Origin of the sequence: Candidatus Poriferisodalis sp. (genome assembly GCF_965208895.1) — a bacterium.
Taxonomy (GTDB): Bacteria; Actinomycetota; Acidimicrobiia; order Acidimicrobiales; family Poriferisodalaceae; genus Poriferisodalis.
Window position 1 is genome coordinate 1,990,089 of the sequence record NZ_OZ242363.1, and the last position, 14,231, is coordinate 2,004,319.

12 protein-coding genes are annotated in these 14,231 nt (G+C 66.4%); 6 read left to right on the forward strand and 6 right to left on the reverse strand.

The genetic code is table 11. The features are described 5' to 3' along the window. Window positions 1–40 precede the first annotated feature (40 nt). Complete coding sequence (locus tag ACOGJB_RS08965; RefSeq protein ID WP_419840701.1) at window positions 41–1,801, forward strand: glycerol-3-phosphate dehydrogenase/oxidase; 1,761 nt, start codon at window positions 41–43, stop codon at window positions 1,799–1,801. Here ACOGJB_RS08965 and ACOGJB_RS08970 read toward each other — a convergent pair. After that, window positions 1,798–2,298: a retroviral-like aspartic protease family protein gene (locus tag ACOGJB_RS08970; RefSeq protein WP_419840469.1), complete on the reverse strand. Its 501-nt coding sequence runs from the start codon at window positions 2,296–2,298 to the stop codon at window positions 1,798–1,800. The genes ACOGJB_RS08965 and ACOGJB_RS08970 overlap by 4 nt on opposite strands. Then, window positions 2,264–2,611: a hypothetical protein gene (locus ACOGJB_RS08975; RefSeq protein WP_419840470.1), complete on the reverse strand. Its 348-nt coding sequence runs from the start codon at window positions 2,609–2,611 to the stop codon at window positions 2,264–2,266. Before ACOGJB_RS08975 ends, ACOGJB_RS08970 begins: the two co-directional genes overlap by 35 nt. A gap of 236 nt (window positions 2,612–2,847) precedes the next feature. Here ACOGJB_RS08975 and ACOGJB_RS08980 point away from each other — a divergent pair, with 236 nt between their 5' ends. The 3 genes from ACOGJB_RS08980 (at window position 2,848) to ACOGJB_RS08990 (ending at window position 6,998) form a co-directional block, all read left to right on the forward strand. Beyond that, entirely contained in the window at window positions 2,848–3,843 is a 996-nt protein-coding gene (locus ACOGJB_RS08980; protein ID WP_419840471.1) for an SDR family NAD(P)-dependent oxidoreductase, read from the forward strand. Between the two features lie 473 nt (window positions 3,844–4,316). Beyond that, a complete protein-coding gene (locus tag ACOGJB_RS08985) occupies window positions 4,317–5,351 on the forward strand; it encodes an extracellular solute-binding protein (protein WP_419840472.1) in 1,035 nt (344 codons plus the stop codon). 36 nt (window positions 5,352–5,387) lie between these two features. Next, window positions 5,388–6,998 (forward strand): ABC transporter permease, encoded by a 1,611-nt coding sequence (locus ACOGJB_RS08990; protein WP_419840473.1) that lies wholly within the window; start codon window positions 5,388–5,390, stop codon window positions 6,996–6,998. Between the two features lie 47 nt (window positions 6,999–7,045). Here ACOGJB_RS08990 and ACOGJB_RS08995 read toward each other — a convergent pair whose 3' ends face one another. Next, on the reverse strand, window positions 7,046–7,819 hold the full coding sequence (locus tag ACOGJB_RS08995) for an EthD domain-containing protein (RefSeq protein WP_419840474.1): 774 nt from the start codon (window positions 7,817–7,819) through the stop codon (window positions 7,046–7,048). A gap of 230 nt (window positions 7,820–8,049) precedes the next feature. Between ACOGJB_RS08995 and ACOGJB_RS09000 the strand changes: the two genes are divergently transcribed. Then, on the forward strand, window positions 8,050–9,285 hold the full coding sequence (locus tag ACOGJB_RS09000) for an amidohydrolase family protein (RefSeq protein ID WP_419840475.1): 1,236 nt from the start codon (window positions 8,050–8,052) through the stop codon (window positions 9,283–9,285). Between the two features lie 60 nt (window positions 9,286–9,345). On the opposite strand, the gene ACOGJB_RS09005 is transcribed toward ACOGJB_RS09000, so the two are convergent. The 3 genes from ACOGJB_RS09005 to ACOGJB_RS09015 form a co-directional block, all read right to left on the reverse strand. Continuing rightward, entirely contained in the window at window positions 9,346–9,828 is a 483-nt protein-coding gene (locus tag ACOGJB_RS09005; protein WP_419840476.1) for a VOC family protein, read from the reverse strand. A 94-nt stretch (window positions 9,829–9,922) separates the two neighbouring features. Further along, window positions 9,923–11,446 (reverse strand): Fic family protein, encoded by a 1,524-nt coding sequence (locus ACOGJB_RS09010; protein ID WP_419840477.1) that lies wholly within the window; start codon window positions 11,444–11,446, stop codon window positions 9,923–9,925. Between the two features lie 101 nt (window positions 11,447–11,547). Next, the gene (locus ACOGJB_RS09015) at window positions 11,548–12,783 is read right to left on the reverse strand and encodes an acyl-CoA dehydrogenase family protein (protein WP_419840478.1); all 1,236 of its coding nucleotides are present in this window, start codon (window positions 12,781–12,783) and stop codon (window positions 11,548–11,550) included. Between the two features lie 170 nt (window positions 12,784–12,953). Between ACOGJB_RS09015 and ACOGJB_RS09020 the strand changes: the two genes are divergently transcribed. Next, complete coding sequence (locus ACOGJB_RS09020) at window positions 12,954–14,216, forward strand: Fic family protein (RefSeq protein ID WP_419840479.1); 1,263 nt, start codon at window positions 12,954–12,956, stop codon at window positions 14,214–14,216. Window positions 14,217–14,231 lie beyond the last annotated feature (15 nt).

Below are 14,231 nucleotides of genomic sequence, written 5' to 3' on the forward strand. Positions count from 1 at the left end.
CAACGGTGCGCCCCCTTCGGGCACGGCCGGCGACAGCCGGTTGGGACCCTCCCAGCGTGCCGCCTGGCTCACCGAACTCAGCGGCGAGCGAGGCGGCGGCCGCGTTGACGTAGTCGTCATCGGCGGCGGCGTCACCGGTGCCGGCTGCGCTCTCGATCTGGCGCTACGGGGTCTCAGCGTCGCGTTGCTTGAACAACGCGACCTGGCATCGGGCACCTCGAGCCGATCCTCGAAGCTGATCCACGGGGGCCTGCGGTACCTGCAGCGCCTCGAATTCGGTCTCGTTTCCGAATCGCTGACCGAGCGCCGGCTGCTGCTCGGCCGGCTGGCACCTCACCTCGTTCGCCCCGTGCAGTTCCTCTACCCGATCCGGCGGGGCTGGCGAGAACGGCTGCGCACCGGGCTCGGTATCGCGCTCTACAGCCTCATGGCCGGTGGGGGACGCCACGCCCATGGCTCTCACCGACACCTCGGCGCCCGTGGCACACACCAGCTGGCACCCGGCCTCGATGCCGGGGTCGTGCGCGGCGGCATCACCTACTGGGACGGCCAGACGGACGATGCGCGGCTGGTCGTCGCCATTGCCCGGACGGCGGCAGCATACGGAGCCCGCATTCTCACCTCGACCCGAGTGCAGGAGCTGGTCGTCACCGACGGCGCAGTCCGCGGCGTGATCGCTCACTGCGGTGAGACCGGTCGCACGTTCAAGCTCGATGCAGACGCCGTGATCAACGCCACCGGCGTGTGGACCAGTCAGATCGAGCAACTGGCCGAGCGCGGCGCCGACGCTCCCGACCTCGAGCGGACCCGCATCCGGGCTTCGAAAGGGATTCACCTGCTGGTGCCCAAGGACCGGATCGACTTGCATTGCGGGTTGATCGTGCCGACGCCGCCCAGCGTGCTCTTCGTGGTGCCGTGGGGCGAGCGCTGGATCGTCGGCACCACCGACAGCGATTGGGATCTCGACTACGCCCACCCCGCTGCAAGCAGCGCTGACATCGAGCTGCTGCTCGAGCGACTCAACAGCGTGCTGGCTGACCCGATCAGCCGTGAGGACATCTGCGGCGTCTACGCAGGCCTGCGCCCGCTGGTAGCCGGCGATGCGTCCGAGTCAGCCAAGTTGAGCCGCGAGCACACGATCACCCGGGTGGCCCCCGGACTTGTCTCGGTGGCAGGCGGCAAGTACACGACCTACCGGGTCATGGCAGCAGACACTGTCGAGCGAGCGCTCGGCGAGGTGATGGTGGCTCGGGGCCGGACCGCGCCGATCCTCCCCCGTCGCCGGCGCGACGCCGCAGCCCGCCGATCCGCCACGCTGGTCACACCGCTGGTGGGTGCCGCGGGATACGAGGAACGGCGGCGGCACCACGACGAGCTCGGCGCCCGAGTGGGGTTGAGCCGCGTCGCAGGCGCACATCTGCTGGACCGCTACGGCGACCGGATCGACGAGGTGCTCGACCTGATCGCGGCCCAGCCAGATCTGGGCGAGCCGCTGGCTGACGGACTGCCCTACCTGCGTGCCGAGGTCGTCCACGCAGTGCGCAGTGAGGGGGCCCTGCACCTCGATGACGTGTTGACCCGCCGTACACGGTTGTCTGTCGAGTCGTGGGACCGTGGCGTTGACGTTGCCCAGGACACGGCCGAATTGATGGGCGCCGAACTCGACTGGTCGCCCGAGGCGATCGAGCGCGAGGTCTGGCACTACCAAGCACGAGTCGAGGCCGAGCGCGACAGCCAGACTCGGCCCGACGACCAGACCGCCGACGCCGCCCGCCTCGGCGCCCCCGACATCCGCCGCTAACCGTCAGCAGTCGGAAACCGCAGCGTCGCGGCCGCCGCCGGCCCGTCCCACGTCAGCTGCCCATGCCGGAGGATGTCTCGGCCGATGAGCATGTGCATACCGCGGAGCGGCTGACCTACGACGCTTGTTTCGAGAGCTCGCGCCGGAGGATGCTGATTCCATCCCAACGTGACCCGCGCCGTGTACACGGGTCCTTCACCCACGCCCTGCGATGTCGTTACCGGCACGGTTCGCAAGGCATCAAGACTGAGCGCTTCGGCTGCCGTGTCACTGATGATCGACAATTCGCTACCGGTATCGAGCAATGCCCGGCCTCGAAATGGAAGAGGGACCGACGCACGCACTTCGCCGGACTGGCGCCTGTGGATCTCGTACGCAGTGAGCGATAGTTCCACCTCAACGAACACCCAGCCCGACCGATGGCTGCCGTGAGGACAATCAGTCCGGTGCCCAGACCGGTGCTCAAGGCGAGATTTCGTAATCCGATGGCATCTCACGCCAGCTCACAGGCCGGAGCCCTGGACCCGGGTCAAGGGGTCCCTCGCGCAGCGCTGCGCTGATCACGATGGGTTCTTCGCGTTCAACGATCGGCTTGATGCAGAAGCGCTTTCGAGACGGGTGCAGGAACCCGGCGCGAGTGGCCTCCATCTCGGTGTCGAACACCTCGATCTCGGACTGGAGTGTTCCCTGCACCACGAGTGCCCAGCGGCCTTCGTCGGTGCGCAACAGGCGTCTCTTCGCCCGATCGAAACGTGCTTCCAGCCGTTCAAGCACCGGATCTGGTCGCACCCACCACGGCTTGGACTCCATAGGTCGATCATGCCATGTCCGATGAACGCTGGACTCGCAATTTCGTCTACATCACGTCACATCGCCAGGGACCCCCGCGTCAGGCCGAGCCACACACTCCACGACAGACCTCCCGTCGGCGTGAGCACAAGGGGTCGGACCAACGTGTTCACGTAGGGCAGACTCGCGGTCAGCACCGGGCGTCGGACCGGTACTCAACCGGCAGTTCAGCCCGCCCCGCGTCGAGGAGCATCGTCATGGCCTACACCGCGCCGACAGACTCATTCCGCTTCGATGAGTTCCGCCCCGCGGTACAAGGCAAGCGTGTGCTCATCACCGGTGCCGGCAAGGACGGCGGCATCGGCCAAGCGTTTGCACTCAGCGCGGGGTTGAACGGCGCTGACTCGGTCGGCATTCACTTTCATCGCAGTTACGAGGACGGGTTCGACCTCGTCGACCAGCTGCGCGACGAGGGTGTGCGCGCCTTTCCGGTGCAGGCCGACGTGACCAACCTGCGCGACCTGTGGGCCATCCGCAGCTACGTCATGGACCAGATGGGCGGCCTGCCGCCGAACCTGCTGATCTGCAACTCCGGGCTCACTGAGGCGGGCTACAACCTCGGTCGCACGCTGCGGCAGGTGGAGGGCGAGTCATCGTCGCTGCGGCGGGCTCGGGTGCGTCAGCACTTCATCGACAACCTGGAACAGTCGCGGCTGGTGCTCGACACCAAGGTCGACGGCTTCCTGGCTTCGACGCACCTGTGGGCGGGCGAGGCGGTGTACGCCGGCGAACCGGCGCAGATCGTGTACGTGTCATCCCGCCAGGCCGTGGACCCTGGCCCCGCCGTGCCCGGCTACGCGCTCAGCAACTGGGCAGTGCTGCAGCTGCCCAAGGTGCTGAAGGTGAACTTGGGCCGCAGCGCCGACCTCGTCACCTGTTTCACGCTGCTGCTGCCCTTCGTGCGCACGGGCATGACCAACTCCTACGCCGGCAACGAGCGGGTTTTCGGTCGCTGGCAGCCACGGATGCTGGAGCCCTGCGAGATGGCCGAGGCGTTCATGGCGCTGCTGGCCCGCCCCACCAGCGAGACCGACGGCGCCATGTACGAGCTCATGGTGACCGCCGCCGAGGAGGACGGCGAAGCTGCGGCGTCTGCACAGGCCGCTGTCGAGCTGATCTGGCATCGGCTGGCGCTGAACCTCGACGAGCAGCCCGTCGACTGGAGCGCCGCGGAGCCCCTGCGCTTCGCCTGAGCCCTCCGGCGGCCGGACATCGCTGCGAACTCCAGCAGCAGACACAGCCGCGCCCATGCTCATGAACCCAGTCAAGCCGACCTCAACTCGCGTTCAGAAAATCACGAGAGTCCTCGACGTATGGCCTGTCAACATGCGAGGGCCGCACCCGAAGGTGCGGCCCTCACGGGACTAGCGCTGGTGCGCCGAGCTGGATTGATAGCCGACCTCGGACGGTTCGATTCCGTCTAGTTCCACCAGCGACCCTAGGGCCGCATCGCCAATGTACACAAGCGATTACCGCCGGGGCGCTATCACGAGGGCAACGAGTGTGTGCCGGTTGGCTTCCCGCGCTGTGATAGTTAAGGATACCTTACATCTAACGGAAACTCTGGCTATAGTGCTGCGCCATGCACACGCACCCGCACTGCCCCTCAACCCGACCGAAATCATGCGTAGCCCGCTCGCCACGTCTTCGTTGGGCAGCTCTCGCCGTGACGGTCGCGACGATTGCCGCCGCGTGCGGCTCGGCGCGCACGCTGGAAGGACCCGCCGCGCAGATCTTCGACGGCGACTGCGCTTCGGAGACCGACCGGCAGCTCACGGTCTATTCCGGCCGCACCGAGAACCTGATCCAGCCGGTGCTCGACGCGTTCGCTTGCGAGACTGGCATCGAGGTGGCGGTCCGCTGGGGTGCCTCAAACGACCTGGCCCTGCTGCTCGCAGAAGAAGGCGATCGCACCGCGGCTGACGTGTTCTTGTCGCGCTCGCCCGGACCGGTGGGATTCCTCGAAGGCAAGGGACTGCTGAGGACGATCGACAGCGACGTCCGAGGACTCGTGAGCGAGGAGAACCGTTCGGCTTCGGGGACGTGGGTCGGCTTCACCGGCCGCAAGCGCGTGCTCGTCTACAACCTCGACAACGTCGCCGACAGCGAACTGCCCGCGTCGGTCTTCGACCTCACCGGCGAACGCTTCCGCGGTCGGGTGGCAATCCCCGCGACCAACGGTTCTTTCGTCGACTGGTTCACGGTGTTCCGCAATCAGCACGGCGACGACGACGCAGCCCGATGGCTGGACGAGATGGTCGCCAACGGTGCCCGCTACTACCCCAATAACCGGTCCATCGTGGAGGCCGCAGGTCGGGGCGAGATCGACATGGGTCTCGTGAACCACTACTACCAGCACCAAGTTGCGGCGGCCTCCGGCGAGGGTCACCGGGCAGCGAACTGGGAGTTCGCCGGCGACGACATCGGCTCGCTTTTGATCATCACGGCTGCCACGGTGACTGCCTCCAGCGAGAACACCGACTCCGCCAACGAATTCATCGCCTACCTGCTGAGCGAGCCTGCGCAGCGCTACTTCAGCGGGGAAACGCTCGAGTACCCGCTCGCCGCCGGAGTCGCCCCCGCCGATGTCCTGCCGGCGCTGGGTGGCCCCGAGATCGGCAGCATCAGCTTCGACTCGCTCGGCGATGGCTTTGCACGCTCCACCGAGATCATCGAGGCCAGCGGCATCCTGAACGAGTGACACCGGTTCTCACTCCTACCCGAACGGAGTGTTGAGATGCTCCAAGCCGCCCGGCGAGGGCGCAGCACCGCACCTTCGGCGCTGCGCGTCGCCGGTGTGGTGCTGGCGTTTCTGTTCGCCTTCCCCGGCGTGTATCTCGTGTACCGGGCACTGCGTGACGGCACCGGTCCCGAGGGCCTGCTGTGGAGCGCTCGCACCCTCGGCCCGCTGTGGCGCACGCTCCGGCTCGCCGTTTCGGTGTCCGCGTGCGCTGCATTCCTCGGGACCGGCCTTGCTTGGCTCACCATGCGCACCGACCTGCCGCTGCGCCGGCTGTGGCGCGTGCTGCTGCCGCTGCCGCTGGTGTATCCGACGTTCGTCGGCGCCGCGGCCTTCATCCGCACGCTTAACCCGGGCGGGCTGGCCAACGATCTGGCAGCGCGCCTCGGCATCACCACAGTGCCGGAGCTGCGGGGGTTCTTCGGCGCGTGGCTGGTGCTGGTGCTGATGACCTATCCCTACGTGTACCTGCCGGTCGCGGCCCGGCTGCGGCAGCTCCCCGGCAGCCTCGAAGAGAGCGCCCGGCTGCTCGGAGACAGCGCGTTCGCGGTGTTCCGGCGGATCTGCCTGCCGCATGCGGGCACCGCTATCGGCGCGGGAACGCTGCTGGTGTTCCTGTACACGCTGAGCGACTTCGGCGCCGTGCAGCTCATGCGATATGACACGCTGACGCGAGCTATCGCCACGAACTACCTCGCGAACCCGCCCGTGGCGCTGGCGCTGAGCCTGATGCTGCTGGTCCTGGCTGCGGCGGTGGTGCTAGCCGAGCGATGGTTCTCCCGCCGGCTGCCTGACGGGACACGTTCGGGGGGCCAACGACCGCTCGACTACCACCTGGGTCGCTGGCGGCCGGCGGCACTGGCGGCGGTGGTGATCACGGTCTTCGCCAGCGTGGGCGCTCCCTTCATCGCCTTGGTGGATTGGGCTCAGCGAGGCGTGCTTCGTTCGATCACCGGCGAGCGAGCGCTCGCGGTCGACTATCCGAGCATCGCCGATGCCACGTTCAACACCCTCTGGGTGAGCGTCGTGGCGGCACTGATCTCTGTCGTCGCGGTGCTGCCGATCGCGATGCTCGTCGGGCGTCATCGCTCACGCACCGGGTCGTTGGCACACGCAGTGGTGATCAGCACCTTTGCGCTGCCCGGCCTGCTCATCGCGCTGTCGATGCGCTTCTGGACGCTTCGAACCGACCTCGTGCTGGAGCTGCTGGGCGATACGACCGTGCTGCTGATCTTCGCTTACATCGTGCGTTTCGGGTCGCTCGCGATGGGCGTCAGCATCGTGGCTGTCCGCAGCGTGCCCGGCCAACTGCACGACTCGGCCCGCCTGCTTGGCGCAGGTCCAGTGCGCCGCCTCTTCACCGTGGACCTGCCGGTCATGGGCCCCGCACTCGCGGCGGGTGCTGGCCTCGTGCTGCTCTCGGTCATGAAGGAGCTGCCGATCAGCCTGCTGGTCTCGCCGCTCGGCTTCTCCACGCTGACCACGCGGATCTACGGGTCATTCGAAGATGCGTTCATCGCCGAAGCAGGGCTGATGGGCGTGATTCTCGTGGTCCTGTCGTTCGTGCTCACCTGGTTCCTGGTGGTGCGCCGTCAAGAACACACTTGAGAGCCGCACCGCATCCGGGCAGACCCGGGGCGGATCCGCTCAGCCGCTCACCGGTGGTCGACCATCACGTGCTCTTTGGCCAGGAACATCACCGAGCGGCCGAAGTCGATGAAGTTGGCTTCGTCCTCATACGCCCGGCGCGATGCTGCCCGGTTCTCGGGAATTGCATTGCCCATGGCGCTGCGGTCCATCCAGACCTCGGCGTGACCCGTATAGGGCTCGACCGTCGAGCCTCGTGAGCGGTTGACGGCTGCGGTGAACGAGTGCTCGTCGGCGTGCACTTGCTGGTAGCGCAGGATTCCCGACGACTGGGCTTGGCGTCGGATGATCGGTCCGTGGTGCGTCCGCCAGTACCACTGCGCCTCGTCGATGCTCAGCGACGGCAGGTGGCGGTAGCTGAAGTACAGCTTGACCAGGCTGGAGCGGTCGGTGGCGACGATGTTCTCCGGCGTCGGGTTCACCTGCGGGTACTCGTAGCAGTAGTACGCGGTGGAGTTCTTGATGTCGGCGAAGTTGAGCTCGTCTTCGACCAGCACCCGGTCGAACTCACGGCCGGCATCGGTGCGCATGGCAGCCAGCATCGTTTCCTTCGATTCCCACCAGACCTCGGCCGCCCCGTCGTAGGGCTCTTCCATCTGACCCCGCCGGCCCGGCAGCCGGCTGTGATCGTCGTCTGTGGTGTGCACCTGCACGTAACGGAGCATCTTCGCCTTCGCCGAGTGCGCTACCACCAGCGGGCCGTGCACGTTGAGCCAGTAGTCCTGCATCTCGGCCCGGCTCATGCCTTCCTTGCGTCGCAGCAAGAACGTCAGTCGCAGCATCGTTCGCCTCCTCAGATAATGCGCGGATAGGTGAACCTTCCCGCTGTCGCACCAGTTGTTTCCCGCTCTTGTTCGCTGTCGCTCACGGGCCGCTCGGGCCACGGCTTCGCCTATCGGCTCAGCCTCTTAGCCTCGGGCGAGTTCGCCTTGCGGTGAGGCTAGTTCCGGCCCCATTTGGCAACCGCCGGGAGCCGTGCCGATGGTTACATCCAGCGCCCGCCTCGGATCGCGTGGGGGCCAGGCTGGTAATTTCGACGTGGCTGCCGTCGGGCAGCGAGGGGGCGCACACCATGCCGATCACCGAGTTCTTCCCGGGCATCAAGATCGTCGATTCCGACACGCACTGGACCGAGCCGCACGACCTGTGGACCAGCGGGGCCCCGGCGAAGTACCGCGACCTGGTGCCGCAGATTCGTGAGCACGACGGCAAGCGCAAGTGGGTCGTGAACGGCGACATCCCCATCGCGGGCGACTCAGCGGTCTCCGCGATCGGGCCCGACGGCGAGAAAATGCTCGGGCTGAAGTTCCTCAAGCACGACATCGAGATGGTGCACGCGGCGTCCTACGACTGCGACGCCCGCCTCGAGCTCATGGACGCCATGGGCGTGAGCCACGGCATCGTGTACCCCAACGTCGGCGGCTTCGGCAATCAGAACTTCCTCAAGGTGGAAGACCGGGCGCTGCGCATCGCCTGCGTCGAGATTTACAACGACTGGATGGCCGACCTGCAGGCCCGCTCAGGCGGTCGCATCCTGCCGATGGCGCTGGTGCCGTGGTGGGATATCGACGCCAGCGTGCTCGAGGTGGACCGGGCGCATCGCAACGGTGCCAAGGGCATCGTGATGTGCTCCAACCCGCACGATTCAGGCATGCCCAACTTCGCACAGCCCGACTGGCGGCCGTTCTGGGAGATCTGCGAAGCACTCGAGATGCCGGTCAACTTCCACATCGGCGCGTCGGAGGGCGATATCGACTGGTCGGGCAAGGTGCCCTACGACACGTGGTCGGGCGATGTGAAGATCTCCCTCGGCGGGGCGGCAATCTTCCTGGGTCAACTGCGCTGGATGGTGAACCTGCTGGTCAGCGACGTGCCTGAGCGCTACCCGAACCTGAACTTCGTGTCGGTGGAGAGCGGCGTCGGCTGGATCCCGTTCCTGCTCGACGCGCTCGACTACCAGTGCGGCGAGACTGCGCCCGAGCACCTGGCACACCTCTCGATGAAGCCTTCGGACTACTTCCGGCGGCAGTTCTACGGCTGCTTCTGGTTCGAATCGCAGACGCTGGCGCCGGCCATCGACCACATCGGGGCCACCCAGATCATGTTCGAGACCGACATCCCCCATCCGACGTGCCTGTATCCCCGCAGCGTCGAGCGGGTGCGTGACGCCATCGGCAGCCTCGATGCCGCCACGCAGAAGCGGATCCTGCAGGACAACGCCGCCGAGCTCTACAAGATCGACGTGTAGCCAGCGGAGCAGGATGGCCGCCGCGACCGGCGCTCGGTCGGTCCAGCGCTCTCCGAAACGTCAGGCAGCGGGTCGGGCGCCGCGGCCGGGCCGGTCGGCACCCCAGCGGGCGATGTCGGCTTCGAGATCGAGCGGGATGTTGCTCGGGGCGCCCTCTTCATAGAGCTCCAGCGGGACTTCCCACATCACTTCGAACTCGATGCCGTCAGGGTCGTGGCAGTACAGACTGCGGCTGACGCCGTGGTTGTTCTCGCCCACGAGCACGCCCATCTCAGCCAGCCGGGCCTTGGCCTCGGCCAGCTCGGCGAGCGTCGCCACCTCCCAAGCCACGTGGTACAGCCCGACATGTCGCGGCGGTGCCCCTTCGCCGGCCGCGTCGAACAGTCCGAGGTCGTGGTCGGTGTCGGAGTCGGGCGACGCCATGAACACGGCGGTGCCGTAGCGATTGACCACCTCGAGACCCAGCGCCTGGGAGTAGAAGCGGGCCGATGCCTCAGGATCGGTGACCCACAGCACTGCGTGCCGGATGCCGAGCGTGGCCATGGCACCCCCCATCGGTATGGATCCGCGACCGGTGCCAACCTGTCCGTCCGCAGAGTCCGCCGCCCGCTTCGAATCGTACCGACCCGACTGAACCTCAGGGCAATCGGAGCTTGATGCCGCCGATCGCAGCGTCGTCGGGCTCGCGGAGCGCATTGGTGGCGACCATCTGCCCTTCGGTTGCCGCCCGGTCATCCCAAGGCATCGCGGCAGTCCAGCGCCAGGCAAAGCTCATGACTCGCACGAACGAGGAGAGATTGCGTGCCTGGGATGCCGAAGTGCGCTTCACGCCACCGAGGTACTCGTTGCGAAACACGGTGGGGATCACGATCCGGGCTTCGTTGGCCGCGGACAGCTCCGCGTTCATCATGACGCGTGCGACTCGACCATTGCCATCGGCGAACGGATGAACCTCGGACACCATCATCATCATGTACAGCGCCCGTCGGAATCCGGCCGGCACAGGCTGAGCAAGTTCGAGTCCCTTGAGCAACGTGCCTTCGACGACATGCGGGGCGACGAAGTGGTAGCTGCCGACGCGGTTGTTCACCTGCTTCCACTCGCCGGGTCCTAGTTCGGGCCTGCCTTCCAGAATGGAAGCATGACGTTCCCGCAGGAACAACAACGACTCGCCCGGGTCGTCGGACACGGCTCGACGACCGACGGCATCGGCAACACACCGGTAGGTGCCCAAGATGTCATGACCATCGGCTGGACGAGACGCCGGTGGCTGCTGAGTCTCGATGATTCGGCGTGCCTCATCCACCTCGAAAATCGTGCCCTCGATGTAGTTGGAGAAGTAGCTCTCGAAGAACGGCAACTCAAGGTTGTAGGACCCCGCAGGGAGATGCTGGGGCAGGTCGGGGTCTTCGAACGAGGCCAGGCCGTCCGCCAGCACGGTGAACATCTCCACACGCTGCTCATCCCACGCTTCACCCTGAACGAAGGCTGCAAACAGTTCCCCGCTGTCTGGCGACAACGGCTCGCGGCCGTCGAGGCGTTCGAACAGCGCACGGATCTCGCGGACACGGTCGGTGGCCTCAATCCGTTCGGCAAGTTCGATTGCTTCGTCGCGCAGCCGCAGTGTGCGCGCCCGGTCCATGAAGGAGGCCTTGTGTGCCACCCAATCTTCCAGCTCTGCGAGCGACAGCGTCCGAGAGGCCCTGACACCGCGACCGCGTGACGGAACCAGGTTGTCGACGAGAATGCGGGCAGGTCGGGACATGCGCAGTCCGTGCGGCCACGGCAGGTCATCGGTGCCGTCGAGGCCTGCTTGGTGAGGACGCACTCGAACCTCGACGCCCGGCAGCCGCAGCACGGTGTGCCGCTGGTCGGTGGCGACATAGAGAACGCCATCGATGACCTTGCCGTCCTCAGCAGCGGAGCGGTCGACGATCACGGCGTCAGAGATCGCGCGGCCCAAGATGCGCCAGAGATTGTGAGCGACGATCTCGGCTGCATCGCTCGCGGTATCCGATGTGTACAGCCGGGGCGCGAGTCGGCGAAGATGTCCACCGGCGACTGCCCGGCGAATCGTGGCCGTCGGTGCGACACCGTCGTCATCGTCGAAGAAGACCGTTCGGACGCCGCGTGGCCACGGCAGTGCAGCGGGCGAGGCCATGCGTATGGAGAATACTGCCAGTTTCGTCCTAAACAAATATTTTTCTTCTATTTAGAACATATACAGAACTTTTTTGCTGAATAACTGCCGTCGGGCAGGCGTCAGTTGCGGCGGGCGTCTTTGTAGGGAATCTCCTTGGCGTCGTCGGGTTCCTTGGGCAGGCCCAGCACGCGCTCGCCGATGATGTTGCGCTGGATCTCGTCGGTGCCGCCGGCGATCGACATGGCCGGTGTGGACATCAGGATCTCCGACACGATGCCGTCGGCATTGGAGCCGGGTCCGACCAGCATGCCCATCGAGCCAGCGATCATCGTGTGGGCAACGTGGCAGGCCCGGGCGGTGACCGACATGTTGAGCTTGGTGAGCGAGCCTTCCGGGCCGGGCGGCTTGCCCGCGGCACGTGCGGCTCGGGCGCGCTGGGTGGTCCACGACGAGATGCGTCGCAGCGTCTCGACGCGGGCGATCTGCTGGCGAATCACCGGATCGTCGACCCGACCGGTTCGTTCCGCCTCGGGAATGACCAGGTTCGCCCTCCCTGCCCGCTGCGGGTACCACTTGTAGGTGGCGAAGTACTCGTCGCTCTCCTGCTTCGCCCGCTCGACCGTCGGGCCCCCGTCGACCGGGTAGCGGGGACGGCGCGTGGCGACCGCTGCCCGTTCGTGGGTCAGCGTGGTGAGGCCGATGCGCCAGCCGTCGCCGGGGTTGCCGACCAGCTCGTTGCCCGGCACCCGCGCATCTTCGAAGAACACCTCGTTGAACGTGGCATGGCCGTTCATCTGGCGCAGCGGGCGCACCTCCACGCCGGGCTGGTCCATCGGGATCAAGAAGTACGAGATGCCTTGGTGCTTGGGCACGTCCCAGTTGGTGCGGGCCATCAGGATGCCGAAACGGGCCTTGTGCGCCCCGGAGTTCCACACCTTCTGCCCGTTGACGATCCACTCGTCGCCGTCGCGGTCGGCCCGGGTCACCAGCCCGGCCAGGTCGGAACCGTTGGTGGGCTCGGAGAACAGCTGGCACCACTTGTGCTCACCGGTCAGGATCGGCCGCAGGTGACGCTGCTTCTGGTCGTCGTCGGCGTGCGCGAGAAGCGTCGGCGCGACGAGGTACATGCTGACGCCGGCCGCGACGCCCACCGCTCCGACGGCATCGAATTCGCGGGCCACGACCGCATCCATGGTTGGCGGCAAGCCTCGCCCGTGCCACTCAACGGGCCACGAGGGTGTGCCCCAGCCGGTGTCGGCCAGCAGGTTGCGCCACTCGATGAGGGGCCGCTCGCGGTGCCAGTGCTCTTCCAGCCACGTCCGGGCTTCGTCGCGAATCTCGTCGGCGCTGACCATGCGCGCAGCGTAGAACCGCAACCCAAACGCCGCCCAAACAACACGACCGCACGGCACGGCGCCTCTCAGTGCCGAAGTTCCTCCCGTGTTCGATTCACATAATCATTCCATCGTTAAATGATGAATAGTATTCGCTGATAAACGGCGAATAAATTGCTAGTATCACGCGCGTGATCTACGAAGTGCCCGGCATGACAGCCATCGACGCGGCCGTCGCAGATGAAGTCGAGCAGCTGCGGGAGCAGCTCAGGCCGTATCTCCGCATGCGACGACGTTGGTACGGCACCCTTCGCCGCGCCCAATTCGCGCGCGCCGTTCAAGGCTCGAACTCGATCGAGGGGTACCACGCCAGCATTGAGGATGCAGCCGCTGTCATCGATCACGACGAGCCGATCGCCGAGATTGCCCAAGACACCGTCAGCGCTGTGGCCGGCTACCGCGATGCCATGACCTACGCGCTGCAGCTCACTGCCGGCGTCTCGCCGCGCGATCGGCTCCGCGACCCGCCGACCCGAGACGCAGCCGGCCCCGAATCGGGAGGCTCGTCGTCCCCACCGCCGCCGGTCGACCTGTCGACGCTCCGCTCGCTGCACTTCATGATGATCAAACACGACCTTGCCCACAACCCGGGTCAACTGCGACCAGGTGCAATCTGGGTTGCCGACGCCGACGGCGAGTCGGTGTATGACGCCCCGGAGCGCCACGTCATCGAAGCCTTGCTCGTCGAGTTCTTCGGCCAGTGCGCCGAACTCTTCGCCGATGACACAGTGCCGACGATGGTTGCCGCCGCAATGGCGCACCTCAACTTGGTGCTGATCCATCCATTCAGCGACGGCAACGGCCGAATGGCGCGCTGTGTGCAGACGCTGCTGCTCGCCGCTGCCGCCCAGCGGGACCACGACCCGCTCGCGCCGGAGTTTCTCAGCATCGAGGAATATCTGGGACGCAACACCTTGAACTACTACGCAGCGCTGAGTGCGGTCGCCGATGGCCGATGGTCGCCGCAGCGCAGTGCTCGCCCCTGGATCGAGTTCTGCTTGACAGCGCACCTTCGCCAAGCGCGCACCGTGCTGCGCCGAGTGCTCGACTTCGAGACGCTGTGGGATGCGTGCAGCCAGCTTGCTCACACGCGCGGCGTGCCCGAACGCGCAGTGGGCACGCTCTGCGACGCGGCTCGCGGGTGGACCGTGCGCAGATCCCTGTACCGCACTCGTGCAGAGACGAAGGACGGCGAGCCGATCAGCGATGGCATGGCCTCGCGAGATCTGCAGTCGATGGTTCGAGCGGGGCTGCTCATCGCACTCGGCGACAAACGCGGACGGCGGTACCGTCCCTCTGCCGAACTCGACGATATCTGGCAGCAGATCCGAGGCATGCGCCTCGCACGCGATGACACTGACCCGTACCAAGCCGCACAGCCTCAGCTGTTCTAGGCGAAAGCCCGGCGA